The 23,946-nt window shown below is 39.2% G+C and carries 19 protein-coding genes; all 19 read right to left on the reverse strand.

What is annotated here, in order from left to right:
• Positions 1–11 precede the first annotated feature (11 nt).
• The 19 genes from KFZ58_RS14160 to KFZ58_RS14250 all read right to left on the reverse strand — a co-directional run bounded on the left by KFZ58_RS14160 (position 12) and on the right by KFZ58_RS14250 (position 23,873).
• Positions 12–998: an alpha-ketoacid dehydrogenase subunit beta gene (locus KFZ58_RS14160; RefSeq protein ID WP_235791944.1), complete on the reverse strand. Its 987-nt coding sequence runs from the start codon at positions 996–998 to the stop codon at positions 12–14.
• Complete coding sequence (gene pdhA, locus KFZ58_RS14165) at positions 995–2,059, reverse strand: pyruvate dehydrogenase (acetyl-transferring) E1 component subunit alpha (RefSeq protein ID WP_235791945.1); 1,065 nt, start codon at positions 2,057–2,059, stop codon at positions 995–997. The genes KFZ58_RS14160 and pdhA overlap by 4 nt, the downstream gene beginning before the upstream one ends.
• Positions 2,060–2,099: 40 nt before the next feature.
• Entirely contained in the window at positions 2,100–3,467 is a 1,368-nt protein-coding gene (locus tag KFZ58_RS14170; RefSeq protein WP_235791946.1) for a hypothetical protein, read from the reverse strand.
• A 170-nt stretch (positions 3,468–3,637) separates the two neighbouring features.
• The gene (locus KFZ58_RS14175) at positions 3,638–4,513 is read right to left on the reverse strand and encodes a 3-hydroxyacyl-CoA dehydrogenase family protein (protein ID WP_235791947.1); all 876 of its coding nucleotides are present in this window, start codon (positions 4,511–4,513) and stop codon (positions 3,638–3,640) included.
• 39 nt (positions 4,514–4,552) lie between these two features.
• Positions 4,553–6,154: a long-chain-fatty-acid--CoA ligase gene (locus KFZ58_RS14180; RefSeq protein WP_235791948.1), complete on the reverse strand. Its 1,602-nt coding sequence runs from the start codon at positions 6,152–6,154 to the stop codon at positions 4,553–4,555.
• Between the two features lie 41 nt (positions 6,155–6,195).
• Complete coding sequence (locus tag KFZ58_RS14185; RefSeq protein WP_235791949.1) at positions 6,196–7,176, reverse strand: phosphotriesterase family protein; 981 nt, start codon at positions 7,174–7,176, stop codon at positions 6,196–6,198.
• A gap of 49 nt (positions 7,177–7,225) precedes the next feature.
• Positions 7,226–8,875 (reverse strand): long-chain-fatty-acid--CoA ligase, encoded by a 1,650-nt coding sequence (locus KFZ58_RS14190; RefSeq protein WP_235791950.1) that lies wholly within the window; start codon positions 8,873–8,875, stop codon positions 7,226–7,228.
• Between the two features lie 61 nt (positions 8,876–8,936).
• Positions 8,937–9,911 (reverse strand): quinone oxidoreductase family protein, encoded by a 975-nt coding sequence (locus tag KFZ58_RS14195; RefSeq protein WP_235791951.1) that lies wholly within the window; start codon positions 9,909–9,911, stop codon positions 8,937–8,939.
• Positions 9,912–9,913: 2 nt separating this feature from the next.
• Positions 9,914–10,690 carry a 2-phosphosulfolactate phosphatase gene (locus KFZ58_RS14200; RefSeq protein WP_235791952.1) on the reverse strand — a complete coding sequence of 259 codons (777 nt, stop codon included), beginning with the start codon at positions 10,688–10,690 and terminating at the stop codon, positions 9,914–9,916.
• Positions 10,687–11,760 (reverse strand): phosphotransferase family protein, encoded by a 1,074-nt coding sequence (locus KFZ58_RS14205; RefSeq protein WP_235791953.1) that lies wholly within the window; start codon positions 11,758–11,760, stop codon positions 10,687–10,689. The genes KFZ58_RS14200 and KFZ58_RS14205 overlap by 4 nt, the downstream gene beginning before the upstream one ends.
• 188 nt (positions 11,761–11,948) lie before the next feature.
• The gene (locus tag KFZ58_RS14210; RefSeq protein ID WP_235791954.1) at positions 11,949–12,512 is read right to left on the reverse strand and encodes a TetR/AcrR family transcriptional regulator; all 564 of its coding nucleotides are present in this window, start codon (positions 12,510–12,512) and stop codon (positions 11,949–11,951) included.
• A gap of 72 nt (positions 12,513–12,584) precedes the next feature.
• Positions 12,585–13,358, reverse strand: a complete 774-nt coding sequence (locus KFZ58_RS14215; RefSeq protein ID WP_235791955.1) for an SDR family oxidoreductase — start codon at positions 13,356–13,358, stop codon at positions 12,585–12,587.
• Between the two features lie 16 nt (positions 13,359–13,374).
• Entirely contained in the window at positions 13,375–14,583 is a 1,209-nt protein-coding gene (locus KFZ58_RS14220) for an acyl-CoA dehydrogenase (protein WP_235791956.1), read from the reverse strand.
• 365 nt (positions 14,584–14,948) lie between these two features.
• Positions 14,949–15,725 (reverse strand): 3-hydroxybutyrate dehydrogenase, encoded by a 777-nt coding sequence (locus KFZ58_RS14225; protein ID WP_235791957.1) that lies wholly within the window; start codon positions 15,723–15,725, stop codon positions 14,949–14,951.
• Between the two features lie 117 nt (positions 15,726–15,842).
• Positions 15,843–17,303, reverse strand: coding sequence for a CoA-acylating methylmalonate-semialdehyde dehydrogenase (locus KFZ58_RS14230; RefSeq protein ID WP_235791958.1), 1,461 nt, complete (start codon positions 17,301–17,303; stop codon positions 15,843–15,845).
• A gap of 69 nt (positions 17,304–17,372) precedes the next feature.
• Positions 17,373–18,725 carry a GntP family permease gene (locus KFZ58_RS14235; protein ID WP_235791959.1) on the reverse strand — a complete coding sequence of 451 codons (1,353 nt, stop codon included), beginning with the start codon at positions 18,723–18,725 and terminating at the stop codon, positions 17,373–17,375.
• 18 nt (positions 18,726–18,743) lie between these two features.
• Positions 18,744–19,940 (reverse strand): iron-containing alcohol dehydrogenase, encoded by a 1,197-nt coding sequence (locus KFZ58_RS14240; protein ID WP_235794750.1) that lies wholly within the window; start codon positions 19,938–19,940, stop codon positions 18,744–18,746.
• Positions 19,941–20,085: 145 nt separating this feature from the next.
• Positions 20,086–21,891, reverse strand: a complete 1,806-nt coding sequence (locus tag KFZ58_RS14245; protein WP_235791960.1) for a sigma-54-dependent Fis family transcriptional regulator — start codon at positions 21,889–21,891, stop codon at positions 20,086–20,088.
• Between the two features lie 527 nt (positions 21,892–22,418).
• On the reverse strand, positions 22,419–23,873 hold the full coding sequence (locus KFZ58_RS14250; RefSeq protein ID WP_235791961.1) for an SLC13 family permease: 1,455 nt from the start codon (positions 23,871–23,873) through the stop codon (positions 22,419–22,421).
• Positions 23,874–23,946 lie beyond the last annotated feature (73 nt).

Here is a 23,946-nt window from a genome sequence, read left to right on the forward strand (position 1 = left end):
TCCCTCCTTCCCTAATTTAATGATAGTTCCCAAACTTGTTTGATTTGATTTACAATCCGGTTTACATTCGGGATCCAGTCATTCTCGACCGTTGCAACCGGATAAGGCGAATCAAAACCGGTTACCCGGAGCACTGGAGCTGATAAGTAAAACAATGCTTTTTCATTAATAATTGCAGAGATCTCGGCACCAACACCAGCGGATTTGACTGCTTCATGCACGATAACACAACGGCCAGTTTTCTCAACCGAATGGACAATTATCTCTTCATCGAGAGGGACGATCGTTCGCAAATCGATGAGCTCAATCGAAAAATTGCTATCTTCAAGTAACTGAACGGCTTTTTTCGTTTCAGCCATGGCCGCTCCCCAACTAATCAGCGTAATGTCATCACCTTCTTTAACAACATTTGCTTTTCCGATTTCAATCGTGAAACGCTCTTCCTCCACTTCTTCGCGAACACCTCGATAAAGTTTCAAAGGTTCAAAGAATAGGACAGGATCTGGATCGTTAATCGCGGCACAAAGCAATCCTTTTGCGTCTCTTGGGGTAGATGGCATTATAACCTTAAGTCCTGCCGAGTGCATGAATAGGGCTTCCAGACTGTCTGAGTGAAGCTCCGGTGTTTTTACGCCGCCACTATATGGCGCACGTATAACAAGCGGAACATGAAGGCTTCCGGCAGAACGAAAGCGGACTCTTGCTGCCTGAGCTGAAATTTGGTCCATCGTCTCGTAAATAAACCCTAAAAACTGTATTTCTGCTACTGGTTTGAGTCCACGAATAGCCATTCCAACAGCTGTGCCAACTATGGCCGATTCAGCTAGTGGCGTGTCAACCACACGTCTCTCCCCAAATGTTTCAACAAGGGTCTCAGTGGTACGGAAAACGCCGCCGTTCTTTCCAATATCTTCTCCTAAAAGCAAGATATCATCATCGGCTTCCATCTCTTGCTTAAGCGTAAAGTTAATCGCTTCAACCATATTCATCTCAGTCATTGCCCTTTCTCCCTCCCTTCCAATTCCGACAGTTGTTCTAGTAGACGAGGCGTCATTTTCTCATACACGTGTCCAAGCGCATCTTCTAATGAGGCTGCAGGCGCTTCTGAGGCGTCAATATATCCTTGTTTTAACTCCTCATCAATTGAATCAATTAACTCTTTTTCTTGTTCTTCATTCCACAGATCACGTTTTTCCAGCCATTTTCTAAAACGCAGAATCGGATCTTTTTCCGCCCAACTTTTATCGTCTTCCAGTGAACGGTATTTTGTTGGATCATCCGAAGTAGTATGCGGCCCCATACGATGAGTTATAGCTTCGATCAAGACAGGCTTTCCTGTAATCGCTAGAGATCTCGCTTGTTTCATCGTTTCATAAATAGCAACTGCATCGTTCCCATCAACTTGAATTCCAGTAATACCGTATGCAGTGGCTTTTTGAGCAATGGACTTACTTCCCGTTTGCTTATGATAAGGCACGCTAATGGCCCATTGATTGTTTTGAACAAAATAAATGACCGGTACTTGAAATACACCAGCGAAGTTCAGTGCTTCATGGAAGTCACCTTGAGATGTAGCACCATCGCCAAAATAGGCAACGCTCACTCCTTCTCTTTTTTTATACTGATCGGCCCAAGCACTTCCTGTCGCGTGCAAAGCTTGTGCCCCAATGATGATTTGGACCGGAAAAATACCTTCTTCCTTCAATATACCGCCATGCACATGCCCCATTGTATATTTGAAAAAGGACGAGACCTTTGCTCCTCTCACAAAACACGCCGCAGCCTCTCGGTAGCTCGGAAAAATCCAATCTTCATCTTCAAGCGCAAATGCACTGCCAACTTGTGCAGCTTCCTGCCCTGATAACGGAGCATACGTCCCAATTTTACCTTGTCGTTGGAATTTGACCGCAAGCTCATCAAACCGTCTCGCTTTAACCATCCATTTATAGACGCGTAATTGATCATTCTCTGAAAGGACGGTATCTTCAGTTAACTCACCCTGTTCATTCAGCCGGCGCACAGGAACGATATCGATCTTGTCTTGTACGATCCAATTCATATACTAACCCCCACTCCAAAGATATAAATATGACTATTTACTATATTACTTTGTCTTTATCTGTTTCAGCTCGGCTGCTTGTTGACGCACCTTTTCTTTTAATCCCCATCATTAAGATATACATAACTACCCCTACACCAAGCCCTAAAGCTGGCCCTTGTACAGCTGTTAACACACCAATGAAAAGTGCCACCCCTCTGCCAAGGTCAGTGTTGACAAGAGACATTGCAAGATAAGCACACGCGAATCCCGTAAGTAATAATGTTAGTGAAAGTGCAACATCTAAAATTGGAATCATAAACGTAATTACAGGTAATAGAAAACTTAAAGGGATCGCGAGAAAAAATATTCCTATTGTGCCGGAATAAATAGAATCCATTACTTTTCGTCCTTGTTTATACCTTTCAATTACATACACTTGCATCCCAGCCCAAATTGGACCGTGCATAGGAATAAACGCCCCTCCTGTAAAGAGATGTCCTAGGTTTCGAACCGTTAGAGCATAATGCGTGCGCGTGTAATTACTATCAATCTTCTCATCTGGTCTCTTTTGCCTTGCAGAATCGATTAAGCCATCAGCCACTAGCAAGTCTCCAAACACTAAAATGTAAATACTCAACGCAAGTGGAATTGACGCAACGATCATCTCCCATCCAGGGAAACCAACTCCAAAAGGTGTTAACGATGCAAACATTTCCCCGAATTGAGGTACGAAGATACCCCACTCGATCGCAAATTGCAGCTCACCGGAAATACTACCGACAATTGCCGCTACCCCAAACCCCATAAGTAGAACATTCGCTGCAAGAAATCCTTTGACTTTACCACTTGAAATCTGCTGAAAGGGAATCGAGTACATGATAATTAATACGACAATCCAAGAACTAATTAACGTAAACGGGAGTTCCTGGACTCTTTCAAATTCTCCCATAAAAGCCGATATCGCAGCCCCCATAATAATCCCTGCTTTTAATGCATCCGGAACCAGGCGGTTAAACCGGTCGCCTATACCGGTGATTCCAAAAAACAGGAAAACAACGGATATCGTAATCATTAACGCCATCATCGCGTGTACAGCTTCCGTCCCCGTAGCATATCCTCCTAAAAATACAATCACTAAAGGCAACGCTGGTGTAATCCATCCAGGTGCGTGAGGCTCCCCGAAAAGAACTGTATGTGCCCACACCCAGAAAGCTTGAATGGATACAGTTGTCCAAGCTACTGCAAATGAAACATCAAAAAATTGCATCATTAAGGGAGCTAAGGCGCCTCCATTGGCTACGGCAATAATTGACCCTTGAATAATGACTGGCCAAGATAAGTCAACATGTATGCCTGGGAGTCGAACCGTAAAGGGCCCCCATTTAATCCCAGGCTGAAGACGCCCATATTCTCTTTTTTTCACCATCGAATCACCTTCCATCAGATGTTATTGCTAATTTACGATGTACTCTTTCAGCATCTTCTTGTAATTGTTGACATAAAATCTTGCCCTTGCATTGTTAGGGAAGATGTACAAAACTTAATAAATCACAATTCCATTCTCTTTTTTATAAGTTACAAGTTGTGACATATCATCTATCCCCTTTTCGAGTAGTCATACCAGCCTTTACCAGTTTTTCGTCCCAGATTTCCTGCTTTCACTTTTTCTTCTATTGATTTTGCAGGTTTATTTTTCGGGTCGCCCGTTTCCTCATAGAGCTGCATATTTCCATAATAGCCAACATCTATTCCGGAAAGGTCCATTAATTCAAATGGACCAAGCGGGTGACTTAACGCCTTTTTTGCAATTAGATCAATCGATTCAAAATCCGCATAGCCATTTTCATATAAATAAACTGCTTCATTGGACAGTGCAAATAATAAGCGATTGGCTACAAAACCGTATATTTCTTTTTCTAAAAGCACTCCTTTACGCCCAATACGTTCACAAAAATCCAGTGCTGTTTGAGCAGTTTCCTCAGAGGTCTGATCGCTTTTTACTACTTCTACACAATCCATTACTAATGGCGGGAAGAAAAAGTGCATGTTAATCACCTTATCTTTTCTTGTGGTAACATCCGCAATCTTGGAATTTACGATCGTTGAGCTATTCGTTGCCAAAATAGCATTTTTTGGTGCATGGGTATCCAGTTTGGCAAATATTTCTCGCTTTACATCTAATTTCTCCACTACAGCTTCGATAACCAAGTCTACATCTTTAACCGCTGTTTCTAACTCTGTTGTTGTAGAAAGCTTTACGAAAGCAGCCTCTTTCTTTTCCTCTGTAACTTTTTCTTTTTTTACCCAATCTTGCATACGCGCTTCCAATACTTCTCTCGCGTTATCTAATGCTCCTTCTTCAATATCCTGAAGGGAGGTCTCGTATCCGCCAAGTGCACAAAGCATCGCTATTTGATGCCCCATTGACCCGGCTCCTAAGACTGCAACTTTTTGGACGTTATCTATATTCACAGTTATCTCCTCCACATTTACCATTTTCAAATTCATACTTTATACTAATTCTTCTCTAATTTTTCTCCGTAGAATTTTTCCTACACTCGTTTTTGGCAGTTCGTTTCTAAATTCAATGATTCGGGGAACTTTATATGCCGCTAAGTTTTCCCGACAAAAAGCTATTAATTCTTTTTCGTCGCAATGCTGATTTTCCTTCAAAACGACTACCGCTTTTACTGTTTCGCCACGATAGGGATCAGGAACTCCTACAACAACCGCCTCCTGAACAGAAGGATGTTCATAGATAACCTCTTCTACATCACGCGGATATACATTGTAACCACTTGCGATAATGAGATCTTTTTTTCGATCCACTATAAACAGATAGCCTTCCTCATCCACATAGGCAATATCACCTGTATATAACCATCCATTTTGAAGTGTTTGTGCTGTTTCTTCCGGCATATTCCAGTAACCTTTCATCACTTGTGGCCCTTTAATTAGTACTTCCCCTGTTTCACCAACTGGCATTTCGCTTTCTCCATCAGCTAAGTCAACGATTTTATAATCAGTAGAAGGAACACCTATCCCTACACTGCCTGGCTTTCTCTTGCCGAAGTAAGGATTACAATGCGTAGTCGGTGCTGTCTCTGTGAGACCATATCCTTCTAATATATCTGCACCCGTTTTCTCCTCAAATGTACGTAAAATTTCTTTAGGCATTGGTGCACTTCCAGTATTACAAATTTCAATACTGTCAAGGCCATATTCACTGACCTTTGGATGGTTAATTAAACCGATATACATCGTTGGCACCCCAGGAAAAGAGGTCGGCTGTAAATCTTTGATTGTCTGCAGAACTTCCTCCAATTCAAACCTCGGAAGCATGATACTCATAGCTCCGGTATAAATGGAAAGGTTCATACATGACGTCATTCCGTAGACATGGAACAAGGGAATAACAGTAAGAAATCGCTCCTTGCCCAGTTTGAAGGCATCTTTAAAATATTCATACGTCTGCATTACATTAGCAAGCAGATTTTTATGTGTAAGCATAGTTCCTTTTGAACGACCTGTTGTACCGCCCGTATACTGTAGGATTGCCACATCCTCTTGAGAATTGATCGCAACAGGCTCTAGAGACTTCTTAGCTTTTTTCAAAAATGTGTCAAAGCCGATCGCTATATCGTCCTCCGTGTTTCTACCTTCCAAGTTCACTTTGACCACGCGTTTTGCAGATGTTTTATCTTGAATCTTATTTAAGACAGGTAGCAAAGGTTCATAAATCACAATGGTTTCGGCACCTGAATCCGTCAATATATACTCCAGTTCCTTACCAACAAGCATAGGATTAATTTGGGTAACAATGGCCCCAGCTTGCAAAGCACCATAATAACTGATCACATATTGCGGGCAATTCGGTAGCATAAGTGCTACGCGATCTCCCTTTTTCACACCTTCTTCTTGAAGTACGGAAGCAAAGGCACTAGAAAGTTCGCCAAGTTTCTTATAAGTAATTTCTTTTCCATAAAAGTAAAGTGCTGATTGATCCCCGTAATTAGCTATAGTTTCTTGTAGCATATCTGGTACTGATTTATCGGGTATTTCCATTTCCTTGTTTATATGCTCGGGGTAGTGATTAAGCCATACCTTATCCATTAATATTCCTCCATTAAAAGAAATTCCAAATTAGATAACGCTTACATTTTTGCTTCATGCTTATTTTTTAAATAAAACATTTCATTAAGGACATCCTCGGATACATTATTACGTTTTAACTCTGGTAAAATATTTTCAAATAAGTGAGTAGGGTGCCAATTCTTAACTAACTCTGCTACATCATCGTTCATTTCAAGCGGACGCCCCATCCAGTAAGTTATTGAATCATGAGAGAGCATAATTTGTTTTTCATAACCTTTTTCAATTAGCTTTACTAACGTTTCGATACGTTCACTGTCCATTGGAGCACCAACTAGCTTTTGAATTCCAAACCTATCAAACCCAATCTTTACACCCGTTTTTAGTGTTTCTTCATGATATTCAACATTTGTATTCCCACACATATGTCCTATCACAATCTTGGATGGATCAACTCCAGATTCGACAAGCAATTTTGCCTGTTCTGGACCCATTGTCCCTTCCTGAGTATGGGTGATTATTCTTATCCCTGTCTCCTTATGAACCTTTGCAGCAATGTCAAAAAACATTTTCTCATATGATGTAATCTCATCTTTACTAGAAGCAAGTTTAATAACTCCTGGACGGATACCAGTTTTTGCAATTCCTTCATTTATTTCTGTCATGAACATTTCATAGATATCCTTTTGGGCAGTTCCTAATCCATAACGAAACTTAAAGTATGGTGTTGCCCCTTCTCCTTCATAATAGTAACCGGTGGAACAAATAATTTGTAAACCAGTCGATTCGGAAATCTTCTTTAATAATGCTGGGTTCCTTCCACACTCATTTGGAGTAGGATCAACAACTGTTTTCACTCCATTTCTCTTCACAGCATTAGCAGCTTTAATACCAGCCTTTAATGCTTCGTGCTCATCAAAAGGTCCTAATGTCACATCACCACTGAAACCTGGATAACCAAATACAAAATGCTCATGTATCAAGGTCTTTCCCATATCTTCAACCGGGATTTTGCCTGTTACGGTTTCTATCCATTCTCCCATGTTTTACAGCTCCTTCAATTTTTTATTCAAAGGTAGTAAATTGTAACGATCAGTTGTTCTTCTGTAATTCTCTCCATAAGATCTTCCCACTAGTTGTCGTCGGAAAGCTTTCTCTAAATTCAATTATACGCGGATACTTATATGCGGCCATTTGGTCCTTAGACCATTCCATGATTTCACTTTCAGTTACCTTACCTATAGATTCATCTTTTAGAATGATAAATGCTTTAACAGTTTCGCCACGTTTCGCATCTGGAGCGCTCACTACACATGCTTGTTGAACTGCATGATGCTTATATAAGATGGACTCTACTTCAGTTGGCCATACTTTAAACCCAGCTGCATTGATCATTCGTTTCAGACGGTCAACAATGAAAAAGTAACCTTCCTCATCCATTTTTACAATGTCACCAGTCCTGAAAAATTGCTTTTCTTCTATTTTAATTTGTGCTTCTCGATTGTCTTCATCACGTTTGTAATAACCGTTAAAAACCTGTGGTCCATTCACTACAAGTTCTCCCTCTTCATTCGCACCAAGTTCGTTTCCTGTGGCTAGATCAATTATCCGTGCATCTACATCAAATGAAGGGATTCCTAGGCATTGTAACTTTGGTCGATTAGGAGGATTGAAATGTGTATGTGATATGGTTTCTGACAAACCGTAACCCTCTATATATCTGAGACCTGTTCGATTATACAATTGTTTCCCGACTGCTTCTGGAAGTGGCGCTCCTCCTCCCCCTACTACTTTTAGAGATGATAAATCATAGTTAGCTAGATTCGGATTGGACAAAAAGTCAATTAACATGGTACTGATATTAATCCAAGTAGAACAGCCATATTCTTCAATTGTTTTTGCTGCATATTCCCTGTCCCAGCGTGTCATCATCACTATTTTACTTCCTGAATATAGAGGCGCGAGCGCACTATGGATTAATCCTGTCACATGGAATAATGGTAAAGAGGCCAGGGCGACTGCATCTGCTGTAATATTCATCCAGTGGCTCGTTCCAACTGTATTTGCTTGAATGGTTTTATTCGTATGAACGCAACCCTTCGGCAAACCTGTTGTCCCGGAGGTATACGGAATCATTGCAACATCTTGATCTTCTCCGGTATACGCAGTGGCTTGATGGGTTGTATTTAATGCATCCCCCCATGCAGTAGCTTCCGTTAATCTTCTCGATGGTGAGGTTAACTCTGGGGGCAAACTTTCACGTGCTTTTTCTTCATCCATATAATCTGAATAGGATGCCACAATAATATTTTTCAAAGAGGTCTCTTCTTTTAATGGTATCACTTTTTCATATAATTCCTGCCCAACCAATGCTTGCCTAATATCACAATCCTGCACATAAAAGGTTAGATCTTTTGTTGTACTCATTGGATTGATTGGTACAACTACCGCTCGTAAGCGCAATATAGCAAAAAAACTAATTAAGAATTGGGGTGAATTCTGCATGAGCAGTAATATTTTTTCTTCTTTTTTAACGTTTAACTCACTTTCTAAGTATCCAGCAAGTAGTTCCACTTCATTTAGAAGTTGCTTATAAGAATATGGCTGCCCATAATACTCAATTGCTATTTTGTCCGGATATTTCTTAGCAGAAATAACCAAATTATCATATAGCGTTGTATCCGGTAACGTTAATGTTTTTGGTAAAAGAGGGGGCCAAAATTCAAAATGACTGGTATTCATAATTATTTATTCACTCCTTACTAAATTGAAACACTTAATCAGGAAAACTGAGTTGACCCATTTAAGGAATTAGAACAAGTTTTCCTTTGGTCTCTCTACCCTGCAATTTTCGGTGTACTTCAGCTGCATCAACTAACGGAAAAGTTCCTCCAAGTGTAAGCTCGAGCTTTCCTTTATTCATATAGAGCAACAATTCCTCCAAGCTCTTTTGAAATAACGTTGGTTTATTCATAATTTGTGATAGGAAAAAACCGACTACTGACTGATTCCTCCTCATGAGAGAAGATGGATAAAATTTAGCCTGCTCTCCACTTGCAGCTCCGTATATAACAAGACGCCCAAATGGTGCCAGACATTTAACTGTTTTATGGAAAATCTCCCCGCCAACCATTTCAAGTGCTACGTCCACGCCGTTTCCACCGGTCAGTTCACGAACTTTTTTCTCCCAGCCATCTTCCGTATAATCAACGAGATGATCTGCACCCATTTCTTCTGCAAATGCTAATTTTTCTGCTGTACTTGCTGTAGCAATCACTTTTCCTGCACCGAATAACTTCGCCAGTTGTACAGCCAATGAACCAACACCACCCGCTGCAGCATGAACAAGAACTGTCTCCCCCTCTTCAAGCTTGCCCATTGTTTTCAATATATGGTAGGCACTTAAACCTTGTAATGGTAGAGAAACAGCCTTCTCAAAACTAACGTCATCCGGTATTGGGATAAGTTTCTCTGGTTGCACAACTGCGTATTCCGCATAACCACCGGAGCCGATTAAAGTTACTACTCGATTTCCTTTTGACACACGTTGAACGTTCTCACCAACTTCAGCTACAATACCAGCAATTTCTGCTCCTGGTATAAAAGGCAACTCCGTAGGCACTACATAGGTTCCTTGACGTCTAGCTGTATCAGCATAATTTACACCAATCGCTTTAGTTTCAATTAACACCTCATCCTTGCCTATAGCTGGAGCTTCTTTTTCTATGACTTTTAACACTTCCGGTCCACCGAACTCACTAAACTGAACAGCCTTCATTTTTACTTTCCTCCCAAATTCTGCTTTTCTAAACTCGCTTCAGCTTCTTTTTCTGGAACGATTGTTTTTCCATCTATTAATCTTGGCACAATAGATAAGACTCCTTGCTGACTGACAAGTTCTATATCTTCTTGTAGATTATATCTCTCCAACATCTTCCCTACTCTTGTATCACTTAGCACCTGAAAAGCATGATGAGATAAGTTTTCATAGAATAGCTTTGCAGACAATGCGCTGTCTGTTAAATCTGCATTTGTCACGCCTGATTCATTAACGAGTTGCGATATGAAATAACCAGCACCATAAAAATCTTCCATACAAAATTGGTTAGATGACCCTGAACATACAACAACAATCGTTTCATCTTCATAGGTGCTTACAATTCGTTTACTCACAGCTTCTCCATTTAATAAAGAAGCGATATATACTTTCTTCGCTGGTGCTGACCTCCGTATGGCAACAGTTCCATTTGTTGTCGAGAGTATAACTGTTTTTTTCTTCAACTTCCCTTTTAGAGTTGATGGAGCTGGATTCATAAAGCCATCAATCGTAATGCCGTTATATTCCCCAACAAGTGCAGTCTCCTCAGGCAAATGATTTTTCGATTCCTTTACGGCTTCGGCCTCATCCATAACTGGAATTACACAACCTGCTCCATAATTCAGACATGCCGTAATAGTAGAAGTTGCAAGCAGCACATCAAAAACAACCGCAATTTTGTCTTCGTTCATTTGAGCAGAATCTATTTCTTCCTTTTTTAATAAGAGATGTATCTTCACTTGATCACGCCTTTGGCAGAGTTTAACGCATGATGCACTAAACTATCCACGTATTCATTAAGCCGAGCAAAACGTTGGTCGTTTGTCTGTCCCTTTTTGTAACGGAAATAGATCTGTTGACAGATGACAGCAAGCTTAAAGTATGCAAACGTAAGATAAAAATGAATTTTTGATACATCACGTCCGCTTTTCTTAGCATAGTCTTCTAGAAATTCCTCTCGACTGAAAAATCCGTCCTTTATTGTCACAGAAGGTTTTCCGAATCCCTTTTTTAGTTCATCCGGATCTTCAGCTTCAATCCAATAGCTTAAAGCTCCACCAAGATCTGCCAAAGGGTCACCCACAGTAGTCATTTCCCAGTCAAATAGACCAGCCATTTCATTAAAATCATCAGAAAACATTGCATTATTTAATTTATAATCATAATGTATAATTGACGGCTCAGGAGAAATCGGTACGTTATTTTTCAACCAGTTTGTTAATTGATCTACCCCTGAGACTTCATCCGTTTTCGAATTATAATAGCGTTTCGTCCATCCAGCTACTTGACGTTCCATAAATCCATCCGGTTTAGTCATATTAACCAATTCCGTTTTAGTGTAGTCAACTTGATGCAATTCTACTAACTTATCGACCATAATTTCTGAGATTCGTCGACCTAATGATGGGTCGTAATTAACATCTTCAGGAAACGTAGAATCTACCACAATTCCCTTTCTTCGTTCCATGATGAAAAATGGGCTGCCTACAATCGACTCATCTTCAGAAAAAATGAATGGTTTGGGAGCGATTGGGTATAAAGGATGCAAGCTCGATAAAATCCGACTTTCCCTTCCCATATCATGCGCTTTTGGCGCTACAGGGCCAAGAGGAGGGCGCCGTAATACCGCTTCCCACCTTCCTACTTTTAATAAATAAGTTAGATTTGAATGACCTGCGCCAAATTGTTCAATATCCAATGTTTCGTTTGGAATGTCTTCTATGTTTGCTCGAATAAATTGAAGTAGTACTTCTTTATTTAGATCTTCGCCTTCTCGAACGCTTATCGTATCACTATACGAAGATTTCATTTTCTTTTTCTCCTCCTGTGCTACGCAATTCGCAATTATTTAAAATATATTATGTCACTTATAAGCAGACTATGACAGGCTATCAAATTGCAATACAATCTGACGCGTTTCACATACCTACTAGTCGGTATGTTTATACTATTCCAATAATTGATTATATATTACTATCCTAGAAGATAGTAATAATATTAGTTTTGAATACCGCCTAAAACCATGTCAGCATAAATCGTTACCAATTCATCTGGTGTAATCTTCCCATCTGGTTGGTACCAATTATAGCTCCAATTCGTCATCCCAACAATACCAAACGCTACCATATCCACCTGTAAAGAATGGTTAAATTCCACATTATCAATTCCTATTTGTATCACCTTTTCAAAATTCAAACGAATTTGCTCTCGTTTTTGCTTTATTTTTTCGATATTTTCATCAGTTAAATGTCTCATTTCTCGGAAGAATACCCTTGCACTTGGCCCACGCTCGACAATATCTGTGATTATTAAGCGAATGTTTTCGATTAATTTATCTTTCTGTGACAAATTATTGTTATTCATAATTTCTTCTTGACGCTTTAGTAACGATGTAATGTAGTCGTAATGAATATCCATTAACAACTGTTCTTTACTATTAAAATAGTAATAGAATGTTCCCTTCGTAACTCCTAATTCATTAACAATATCCTGAATGGATGTTACACTAAAACCCTTTTTCTCAAACAGTAAAATACTCTGTTCCGTGATTTTTTCCTTCATATACATTATCCTCGCTAACAGTATATTTTTCATACATTTTAATGTATCACAGAAAATAATACAATTCATCCATTAGAGAGTATGTGATCCACCATCAACTGTTAAAATATCTCCTGTTATGAAATCGGATGCCTTAGTAGCTAGGAATAATGCTGCGCCTTTCATATCTTCATCACTTCCAAATCGGTTCAATGGCGTTCCTTCCAGGATTTTATCGCCACCTTTTTCAAGTAATCCATTCGACATTTTCGTCGGGAAAAACCCTGGAGCAATTGCATTGACATTGATATTATACTTGCCCCATTTTGCCGCAAGATCTTTTGTAAACGTCATGACTGCACCTTTACTGGTATTGTAACCGATTGTATCCATATACCTCGGATCTGATCCGCCAAACCCAGCAACCGAAGCAATATTAATGATTTTTCCGCTTTGTTGTTTTATCATTTCTTTGCCAACAGCCTGACTCATCAAAAATGTTCCATTTACATTGACATTCATTACCTTCTCCCAAGCTTCAAAAGGCATATCAACCACCGGTGCTCCCCATGTCGCTCCACTATTATTTACTAGAATATCAATTGCACCAAAGTGTTCAAGTGTTCCTTCCACTATTTTTTTAATATCGTCTTGATTTGACACATCACAACTAAAAGCTAAAGAGTCAACACCTAACTTTTTAAGTTCTTCACTTTTTTCCTTACATGCATCATATTTCCGTGAACAAACTACAACGTTTGCTCCTCCTTCTGCATAGATTTCCGCAATTTGTGCGCCTAAGCCTCGTGCGCCTCCTGTAACAATTGCAGTTTTACCTTCTAAATTGAATAAGTTCATAACACTCAATATTTCACCCCCATATTTATGAATATTTCCGAAGTTCTAAATTAGCAATCTGGCGACGATGTACTTCATCCGGCCCATCTGCAAGTCTTAATGTTCTAGCATTAGCCCAATGATATGCTAGCGTAGAACCATCACTGACTCCTGCAGCTCCAAATGCTTGGATCGCCTTATCAATTACATCTAGTGCCATATTTGGAGCAACAACTTTAATCATCGCAATTTCTGTCTTCGCCTCTTTATTACCAACCGTATCCATCATGTAAGCAGCTTTTAATGTTAATAGACGCGCCTGTTCAATATTGATTCGAGAGTCGGCAATCCATTCTTGCACAACACCTTGATCTGCTATCTTTTTACCAAAAGCTTCTCTTGTTTGTACACGCTTACATAAATCTTCAAGCGCTCTTTCTGCAGCACCAATTAACCGCATGCAATGATGAATTCGTCCAGGTCCAAGTCGTCCCTGTGCAATAGCAAATCCTTTTCCTTCATCCCACAGCATATTTTCAGCAGGTACTCTCACGTTATCATACAAAATTTCTGCATGACCATGTGGTGCGTCATCATAACCAAACACCGGAAGCATACGCTCAATTTTAACACCTGGAGTGTCGAGCGGTACAAGAATCATCGATTGTTGTTCATGCTTTGATGCTGTTTCATCCGTTTTCCCCATTACAATGGCAATTTTGCAACGAGGATCGCCAGCACCAGAAGACCACCATTTCCGTCCATTTATGACGTATTCATCTCCATCTCTTTTAATACTGGTTTGAATATTTGTAGCATCACTAGAAGCAACATCAGGCTCTGTCATTGAAAAACAAGAACGAATTTCACCAGCAAGAAGCGGATTCAGCCACTGCTTCTTTTGTTCCTCTGTACCATAACGAGCCAAAACTTCCATATTTCCCGTATCCGGTGCACTACAATTAAATACCTCAGGTCCTATCATAGATTTCCCCATTATTTCACAAAGTGGTGCATATTCCTGATTGGTTAATCCAGCACCATATTCGCTCTCGGGTAAGAATAAGTTCCATAACCCTTCTTCTTTTGCCTTTTGCTTCAATTCTTCCATGATAGCAGGGGTTTTAACCCAACGATTTTCCTGCTGATTTAATTGCTCTTCATAAGTTTTTTCATTTGGATAAACATGAGTTTCCATGAAATCATTTACCTTTTTCTGCAAATCTATTACTTTTTCGGAATAAGAAAAGTCCATTATTTTCGTCCTCCTAACTTTTTATCTTCATTTACTAACCTACTGGATAGTATGTTCAGAATATTAATTATTATTATATCAGATTAAAAAGGGATTGCAAGACATTTTTATATATAATTTCAGGTCTTATTCAAACGTCCGGTAATACCAGACAAAGTCCAACTTATGCGTTTTTTATAAGAGCAACCTGAGCTACTGTACAAAGTTCTATCCTATCGATAACATTTTTATCTTTCTTGATTTTCTTCCTATTCCCTGCAATTTTTTTCAATAAGCGCAGTCGGATCACTCATCATTTCTCCATGTTTTGGATAGATGATAGTAAAATCTATCCAAAACATGGAGAAACCTAACACCATCCTAAATCACTGCGCCATGTATCCACCATCGATAACAACAGCCTGACCAGTTACACCTTTAGCCTTATCACTTGCCAAAAATAGTGCATAATCCGAAACTTCCTGAACGTCTAATAATCTTCTTTGCGGTACTAACGGATAGAGCACCTCTTCAAGTACTTTTTCCACTGATACATTTCGGTTTTTAGCTAAATCATTAAATTGATTCCTAACAAGTGGTGTATCAACGTAGCCGGGACATAACGCGTTAACTGTGATGCCATAATCTGCACCTTCTAAGGCTGCTACTTTTGATAATCCAATTACCCCATGTTTCGCACTATTGTATGCTGCTTTTCCCGCAAATCCAATTAATCCATTAACTGACGCCATATTTAGGATGCGACCAAATCCTTGCTTTTTCATAATTGGAAATACATGCTTTGTTGCCATGAATGGGGCAACAAGCATAACTTTGGTAATCAACTCAAATTTTTCAGTGGAGAAATCTTCAATCGACGCTACATGTTGTAATCCTGCATTGTTAAAAAGAACATCAATTCTGTTATATTTTTCTACGGTTAAATTAATTGCCTCCTGTAATTCTTCTTCTTTTGTTACATCACACTTTATGCCGATGCACTCGTATCCTTTTTGCCTTAAGAGTTCAGTTACTTCTTTTACCTTATTCTCATTAATATCAGAAAAAACTACTTTTGCACCGTTTTTTATAAATTCGACGCCAATTTCATAACCAATTCCACTTGCTGCACCTGTAATAAACACAACTTTATTTTCTACCATGCTTCTACCTCCCATTTAGTAAGACCAACTAAAGATAGTACTAATTATAGAATAGAACAAAAGGAATCAGAAGTTAAACTTCTGATTCCTTCACCCTTAAAAATCACTTTTAACACCTTACACCCATCTTGTTGTAATAACTTTCTTCCGTGTATAGAAATTAAGTCCATCTTTGCCGTTAGCATGTAGATCCCCATAGAAGGAATCCTTCCATCCAGAGAATGGGAAGAACGCCATTGGTGCGGGTACACCTATATTTACGCCAAGCATCCCTGCATCAATGGTTTCACGGAATTGGCGTACGCTTCCACCATCTTTCGTGAAGATACATGCGCCATTTGCAAATGGGGATTTATTCGTTATTTCAACAGCGGCATCAAGATCACTCACTCGGACAATGGATAATACAGGTGCGAAAATTTCGTCCTGCCAAATTTTCATTTCTGTCGTTACATTGTCAAAAATAGTTGGTCCTACAAAATAACCTTCACGTTGCGCATCTTTATCCGTACGTCCGTCACGAATAAGGGTTGCACCTTCTTTTTCCCCGGTTTCAATATACTGAAGCGTCCGATCTTTATGATTTTCACGGATAACTGGCCCCAGGAATACACCATCATCTAGACCATTTCCAATGGTAACTTCATTTGCTTTTTGCGTAAGCTGTTCAATGAATTCATCTGCCACAGAATCTTCTACAGCTACTACAGAAGCTGCCATACAGCGCTCTCCTGCAGAACCAAACGCGGCATTTAAAATTTGCGTCGTTGCATTGTCTAAATTTGCATCACCCAATACAATGGAATGGTTTTTCGCTCCGGCAAGTGCTTGCACACGTTTCAGATTATCTGTTCCCCTTTTATAAACATATTCCGCAACCGGCTGGGAACCAACAAATGAAATAGCAGCAACATCTTTATGATCAAGCAGGCCATTTACAACGTCATGCGCACCATGAACAATATTGAATACACCATTTGGCAATCCCGCCTCTTCAAGTAGTTCTGCAAGACGGTTTGCAAGCAACGGTGTACGTTCGGATGGTTTTAGCACGAATGTATTACCCGTTACAATCGCCATCGGAAACATCCAAGCAGGAACCATCATTGGAAAATTAAATGGTGTAATACCGCCGACAACCCCAATTGGATAGTTGTAAACGCCCGATTCAAGTCCATTAGCAATGGATGGAAATTGTTCTCCCATCATTAATGATGGCGCTCCTGCTGCAAATTCAACGTTTTCAATACCACGTTGTACTTCCCCTTGCGCTTCTTTCAGGTTCTTTCCGTTTTCGATTGTTACAATTTCAGCCAGTTCATCCGAATTATCTACGAGTAATTGTTGATACTTAAATAAAATACGTGCACGTTTTGGTACAGGAACCTCTTTCCATGTTTGAAATGCTTCAGCAGCTACTTTTACTGCATTTTCTACATCTTCATCACTAGAGATAGGCACATGTGCGATAGCTTCTCCTGTTGCCGGGTTATATACGGCTTCTGTTTTATCCGCTTTTGCTTCAACCCATTCTCCACCTACATAATTTTGAAGTGTTTTTACTTTTGTTTGACTCATTAATAAAACCTCCTATTATAATTAAACACTAGTTTACTAGTTTTCCTATTTCAAATTATTAAATTTGATTTAGAAAATAGAATATAAGAATACTGCTAATAACAGTACAATAGACGGAACAACAACGCTTACCATAAAAATAGGTGCATAGGCTCTTTTATGCGTTTCGCCACAAATAGCACGTACTGTCGTAACTACGTATCCATTATGCGGAAGTGAATCGATACCACCAGAAGCTAACGCAGAAACACGGTGCATATCACCTGTGTCTAATCCCTGCCCCATATAAATGGGTGCCAGAATTGGTAACGCAATTCCTAATCCTCCAGAAGCTGATCCTGTAATACCACAAACAACCGTTACACCCACTGCCAACCCTAGTAAAGGCGGGCCAGGAATACTCACGACTGCATCCACCACGCTATCAAAAGCTGATACTTGCGCAGCAACACTACCAAAACCAACTACAGCACATGTATTTGCAAGTGCTACTAACGAATTCTGGGTACCTGTTGCAAGAGCTTCCCAAAATTCTTTAAGATATTTATTCATTAATATACATGCTAAGAAAATCCCAGTTGTCAGTGCGATCAACAAGGAAGCAGTAGGATTGATAAACATCGACAAGATATTTAACAAGCCAATAACAATGATAAGCGGTAAAAACGCTAAGAAAACATTCGGTAAATCTTTAACAGGTTCCGGATGTTGATCTTCCTGATCCTCAGCTGCCAAACCCGAAGCCGATTCTTCCTCTGCTTGCGAAGAGGCATTCGGAAGAGAAAATGTTTCTCCTCTTTCAGACGCTTTTCTTACCATTCTTCCAAGCCACAATCCCCCGGCGACCATAATTAGAAATGCACTAAGAACACCGATAAATCCACCAGCTGTAGGTGTTGTTCCAAAGAATTCAGTCGGAATGATATTTTGAATTTCCGGAGAACCCGGTGCAGTCATTGTAAAAGATATTGACCCAAATACTAAAGCAGCAGGGATAAATCGATGCGGTAAATTAGCTGCACGGAACAATGAGAGGGCTATTGGATATACCGCAAATCCAACAACGAATAAACTCACCCCTCCATAGGTCATAACTGCAGCTGCTGCCACAACTGCAAATACTGCTCGTTTTGTTCCTAATGTACGTTTAATCCATTGTGCAATACTCTCAGCAGATTTTGTTTCCTGCATGATTTTCCCAAAAATAGCTCCAAGTAAAAAGACTAGAAACCATGAAGCAAAGTAATCCGTAAAACCTGTCATATAATCATCCATAAGGGCAGTTCCTAAATTCAAACCACCCGTCACAGCAACTACAATTGAAATAATAAGTGCTGCAATAATAATATTTATACCTTTCATGGTTAGATAAACAAGTAACACTAGAGATGCAATTAATCCAATCATGCCCAATATATCCATGAAACTAACCCCCTGTCCCTATCTCACTTTACTCTCTGTGGTGAACTCATACGCATAACAAATATGATAGAGTTCTTCAATTTCCATTTGTGTCGGGACTCGCGGATTATTTGCCGGGCTCCCACTTGCTAAAGCATCTGCAGACATCTTACCGGCAGCGGTCTCAAATTCCTGTTTATCGATACCCCATCCACTAAGATTGGGAATATTTAAATTTAAACAGAGCTTTTTCACAGAAGAAACAGCTAGATCAGCAGCATCTTCGTCCGTATAATTTATAGCCTCTGGTGAAAAGATTCCCCCTAAATCTGCTAAACGGCTAATAGAAGCTTCCTTACTAAATTCTAATACTGCCGGTAAAAGCATTGCATTTGAATACCCATGAGGAACATGAAATAATGCACCAATCGGTCTAGACATCCCATGCACTAAACACACCGAGGAATTTGAAAAAGCAATACCAGCCTGTAAAGAACCTAAGGCCATTGCTTCTCTTGCATTGACGTTTTCTCCATCTTCATAGGCTGTCATGATATTCTCAGTAATTAATTTCATCGCAGAAAGCGCAAACATATCTGTCATCGGATGAGACTGTTTAGAAATATAACCTTCAATTGCGTGACTTAGTGCATCTACCCCTGTTGCTGCGGTTACATGTTTTGGAGATGACATTGTCAGTAATGGATCAACAATAGCGACAACTGGCATAAATACTGGCTGTTTTATCATCATTTTGACATCATTTGATGTATTTGCGATGATCGTCGCATCTGTTGCTTCCGAACCAGTTCCTGCAGTCGTTGGGATTGCAATATGTGGAACTGGATCTACATCAGCTAATTTTTTTGCACCCATATAATCCCCGATATAACCTCCGTTTGTAGCAAGGACAGCGATTGCTTTTGCTGTATCAATACAGCTTCCGCCACCAAGAGAAATCACTATATCGCATTGTTCCTTTTTGAATATTTCCAAAGCCTCCGCAACATAAATATCGGTTGGCTCAGATTCAACTCCTAAATAAACTGTGCTATCAACGCTCTCTTTAGATAAAAATCCACGGCAATCGCTTACATTTCCAAGGTCATCCATTACCTTATCACTAATAATAAGTGCCTTTTTTCCTTTTGCTGCCGATTCTTCCCCCACTTTCTCAAATGCATGACGACCATAATTAATCGTCTGTGGCATTCGCAGAACAGCATAATCTTCCATTTTCATTTACACCCCTTTTTATGTCTTCATCACTACATATGCAAAAACCATGCCAATTCCAAAATCTCATTTAAACAACTCTTTAAAATGATATTGTGTATATTAATCACTACGATTTGTGTATATTGTAGTGAATTCGCTACAATTATTGTAGTTTATATTTTTTAAGTTTCTGATATAAAGTGGTTCGATGAATACCAAGCTTTTCTGCAGCTTTTGACTTATTGCCCTCCGTACTTTTTAATATCCGTTTAATCAGTACCTTTTCTCTTTCATTCCCTAGACTTTTCTCCTGTTTGATCAGTGTCGTTTGTTCATTGTGCGGTGCTTTTTTCATAATCTCTTTATCTATCATAACTTCAGGTAAATGGTGGGTATCAATGGTAGCCCCATCCACTAACACAACAAGCTTTTCAATTGTATTCATAAGTTCCCTTATATTGCCATGCCAATGATAGTGTACAAATTTTGACATTGCCTCTGGAGTTATTGATTTTACCGGCATTTGATACGCCGTACAGATAGCGTATAAATAATTTGAGACCAGCGGTGGAATGTCTTCTGTGCGCTCACGAAGCGGTAATATTGGCAACTCGATAACATTTATTCGATAAAAAAGATCTTCACGAAAGTCCCCCGCCTTCACCATCTCTTTCAGATTACGATTAGTAGCCGCAATAATCCTCGTATTAATTTCGTATTTCTCAATACCTCCTACACGTTCAAATTCCTTTTCTTGTAAAATCCGCAATAACTTTGTCTGCATCATAAGAGGCATTTCTGCAATTTCATCTAAGAACAATGTTCCATTTTGAGCCAATTCAAATTTACCCGGCTTTCCACCCTTTTTTGCTCCAGTAAAAGCACCTTCTGCATACCCAAATAATTCGGACTCAAATAAGTTCTCAGGAATAGCACCACAGTTTACACTGATAAAAGGCCCTGTGGATAACGCACTTAAATGATGAATACCCTTTGCATACATTTCCTTACCAGTACCGCTCTCACCTGTTATTAAAACGGTTGCATTTGTTTTTGCAATTTTTCTTGCTATACGCTTTGTAGTAGAGGTACTCTCACTGACACCAATAATCTGATCCAACGTCATTTTTCTGCTTTCCCTTCTTTTTTTAGGAAGAGATTGCTGTTCTTGTTTATTAGGAATCGTATTTTCCTGGAATCTTTCATAGATTCGGTACAATTCTGTAACACCCTCAAAAATGACCATACCAATTGCCCCGATAACTCTATCATTTTTCCAAATCGGAATACGATGTACAACCATTGCCTGCCCCTGAATATACTGTACTACTCCTCGCTCGGGCAACCCCGTTTTTACAGTATTATTTAAATTCGTGTTGTCAATTACTTCTTCCACATGACTTCCCACAGCCACTTTTTTGTCAATTCCTGTAAAGCGACTATATGCTTCATTAAATTCTCTTATGATACCTGTTTCATCAACAACCGCAACACCTTCATATGCACTTTCTAGAATGACATTCAAGCTCTCAGCTGTATGTTCAAGTTCTTTGATATACCAGGAAAGCCCTTTCAAGATTTCGTTTCTTGATATAATACCTACTAATCTATTCTGATCATCGATGACGGCGAAAAATTTAAACGACAAAGAGTAAATATCTAACAAGGAATCACTCGAACGAACAATAAAAAAGTTTTCTTCTGAGATACTTGTTACTACAGACTTTTCCTCATTTCCATGTAGAAAACTATTTATAAGTATGTTAGCCGTCACCATTCCTACCGGTTTCATCCCTTCACCCACAACCGGAAGGCAGTCTATATCTGTTTTGTCTAACACTTGTGCTGCTTCTTTTAACGTTTTATCTATTTGAATAGACGTAGGATTAGGGATCATCCACCTCTCTATCCTGAGCGTTTCTTCTCTCTCTAACATTTTATCTGAACTTTGGATGAAATCCTGGATCATTTGGCTTACCTCCTGTATAGATGGTAATATCTTTAGTATTTATAATAACATGAATTTGGAATATGATTTGGAGGTATAAAAAATGAGCGTTAAAACGTGCCCGCTGATAGAGTAATATGCGAATGACTCCTTCTTTAATTCACATCAAAAACATAAAATAAACTACATTACCAGGTGTACCTGTTTGTCGAAGTTATCGGGTACTAGTATTATTAATTTAATACTGTTAGCAATGCTTTTCAATTAAACAATTGCAGTTAGTAATCTTAAAGACACTATCTTTACAACTACTATCGAAATAATTTTATACTTTGGGGTGAAAACTTTCAAAAACTAATTTCATTTTACATAACAAACCCATGCCACTTTTCTCTAATTCAATTCGATTGTATGAGTGACAAGAATATATTTTCTAACTATGAAAGGCTTCAACTAGCCACCTGCTTAAGAAATTATGACTTTTAAGCGATTGTTTCAACCTAAGATCTAGGTGGATCACTATATTATGAATAGATCTCACCCAAAGCTTATATTAACCCTATAAACCTCCACCATGTCGAAGCTACAAGGATAGTTGCAAGCATCGTAATCACTGTTGCATAAAGACCCGGTTTTAAAAAATCACGCTGTGCGATCAATCCAGTACTATGGACGATTAAATTAGGCATCGTTTCAACTACCATCATAAATCCATACAAACTTGTCAGTCCTGCTGTAAATGCCATCCCTAATGGATCGATATTTGCGTTTGCCGCGACACTTATTGTTATGGGGATCAACGTCACCACAGCAGCCGGAACATTGGATATCATCTTGTGAAATATTTGGGTTAGTAGGATTACGATAATTGCTGCAAGCAACGGGTACTGAACTATGGATAAAAACCAGTCCACACTTAAATATTCACTAAGGGTTGTTACTGCACCTGAATCCACCAAGGCATAGCCCATGGACAATGTGACACTTAGAAGCAGAACGGTATTAAAATTAATTTTAACGACATTTTCCCAATTAGCACAGCCTACACCCGGCAATGTCATAATTACTGCACCAATCAATGCAGGTACACTCGGATGCATTCCGTGTAATGGCTGACTTACCCATAGACCAACAATAATTAGCAGGATAATTAAACATCGCCATTCCTGTTGATCCATTGATCCCAACTCATCCAATTTCGTTTTCATTTCCTTTTTTACCATAGGAAAAGATTGTTCTTCTTTTCGTAACGGATAAAATTTGATCAATAAAATCCAGATAGCTGGAATGAGAATGAGCCATAAAGGAAATGTATACAGAAACCATTGAAAATACGTTATTTCGATATCTGCAAATTGGTAGAGAAGTTCTACCGTTAAAATGTTTCCCACTGCTGCTGTCATAATTGCGGTCCCACTAATATTCCCGCCAAAAGCAACACCGAGCATAATCATTTTTCGCAGATTGCTTCCTGGTTTTGCTTCTACTGTTTCTACGATCATGGATGAAATTGGCAACATTAGCGTGGCACGAACAGCCGATGAGGGAATAAAAAAAGCCTGGATTTGCTGGACTATTATTAAACTGCCCAGCAGTCCATTTGCATGGCCTCCCCATTTTTTTAAAATGAAATAACTGATCCTTTTTACAAGAGCAGTTTCATTAACCGCCCTTGCTATCATCATACCGGCGATGACAAGATGGGTAGCAGGAGATGCAAAACCACTGAACACCACATCTGGCTCAGCTAAATTAAATAGTAGCATCATGATTAATATCAAAAGTGCTGTTAATCCCATCGGAAATGGTTCCAAAGCCCATAAAATAACCCCAAAACTAACAATTGCTGTCATTAATTTGGCAGATTGCGAAAATGTATCAGGTAGTCCAAAATACAATAACAAGAATATGGCAATTGCAATTAAAATGCTAACTATTCTTTGTATATTTTCCCTGTTGGTAAAATAAACGTTGCTATTCTGTTTGCTCACGTAGGGTTTCATTTCTTACTACCTTTCATAATGTACTAATAACCTGTATTTTAAAGTAAAAGCAGAAAAGAAATTGATTCTTCTC

Source organism: Virgibacillus sp. NKC19-16, from assembly GCF_021560035.1.
GTDB lineage: Bacteria > Bacillota > Bacilli > Bacillales > Amphibacillaceae > Virgibacillus_L > Virgibacillus_L salidurans.

What these genes read in the sequence shown, in the direction of transcription:
- KFZ58_RS14160 (WP_235791944.1), bottom strand. Translation starts at nt 998, where the DNA reads ATGACTGAGATGAATATGGTTGAAGCGATTAACTTTACGCTTAAGCAA.
- pdhA (WP_235791945.1), bottom strand. Translation starts at nt 2,059, where the DNA reads ATGAATTGGATCGTACAAGACAAGATCGATATCGTTCCTGTGCGCCGG.
- KFZ58_RS14170 (WP_235791946.1), bottom strand. Translation starts at nt 3,467, where the DNA reads ATGGTGAAAAAAAGAGAATATGGGCGTCTTCAGCCTGGGATTAAATGG.
- KFZ58_RS14180 (WP_235791948.1), bottom strand. Translation starts at nt 6,154, where the DNA reads ATGGATAAGGTATGGCTTAATCACTACCCCGAGCATATAAACAAGGAA.
- KFZ58_RS14185 (WP_235791949.1), bottom strand. Translation starts at nt 7,176, where the DNA reads ATGGGAGAATGGATAGAAACCGTAACAGGCAAAATCCCGGTTGAAGAT.
- KFZ58_RS14190 (WP_235791950.1), bottom strand. Translation starts at nt 8,875, where the DNA reads ATGAATACCAGTCATTTTGAATTTTGGCCCCCTCTTTTACCAAAAACA.
- KFZ58_RS14195 (WP_235791951.1), bottom strand. Translation starts at nt 9,911, where the DNA reads ATGAAGGCTGTTCAGTTTAGTGAGTTCGGTGGACCGGAAGTGTTAAAA.
- KFZ58_RS14205 (WP_235791953.1), bottom strand. Translation starts at nt 11,760, where the DNA reads ATGAAATCTTCGTATAGTGATACGATAAGCGTTCGAGAAGGCGAAGAT.
- KFZ58_RS14210 (WP_235791954.1), bottom strand. Translation starts at nt 12,512, where the DNA reads ATGAAGGAAAAAATCACGGAACAGAGTATTTTACTGTTTGAGAAAAAG.
- KFZ58_RS14220 (WP_235791956.1), bottom strand. Translation starts at nt 14,583, where the DNA reads ATGGACTTTTCTTATTCCGAAAAAGTAATAGATTTGCAGAAAAAGGTA.
- KFZ58_RS14225 (WP_235791957.1), bottom strand. Translation starts at nt 15,725, where the DNA reads ATGGTAGAAAATAAAGTTGTGTTTATTACAGGTGCAGCAAGTGGAATT.
- KFZ58_RS14230 (WP_235791958.1), bottom strand. Translation starts at nt 17,303, where the DNA reads ATGAGTCAAACAAAAGTAAAAACACTTCAAAATTATGTAGGTGGAGAA.
- KFZ58_RS14235 (WP_235791959.1), bottom strand. Translation starts at nt 18,725, where the DNA reads ATGGATATATTGGGCATGATTGGATTAATTGCATCTCTAGTGTTACTT.
- KFZ58_RS14240 (WP_235794750.1), bottom strand. Translation starts at nt 19,940, where the DNA reads ATGGAAGATTATGCTGTTCTGCGAATGCCACAGACGATTAATTATGGT.
- KFZ58_RS14245 (WP_235791960.1), bottom strand. Translation starts at nt 21,891, where the DNA reads ATGATCCAGGATTTCATCCAAAGTTCAGATAAAATGTTAGAGAGAGAA.
- KFZ58_RS14250 (WP_235791961.1), bottom strand. Translation starts at nt 23,873, where the DNA reads ATGAAACCCTACGTGAGCAAACAGAATAGCAACGTTTATTTTACCAAC.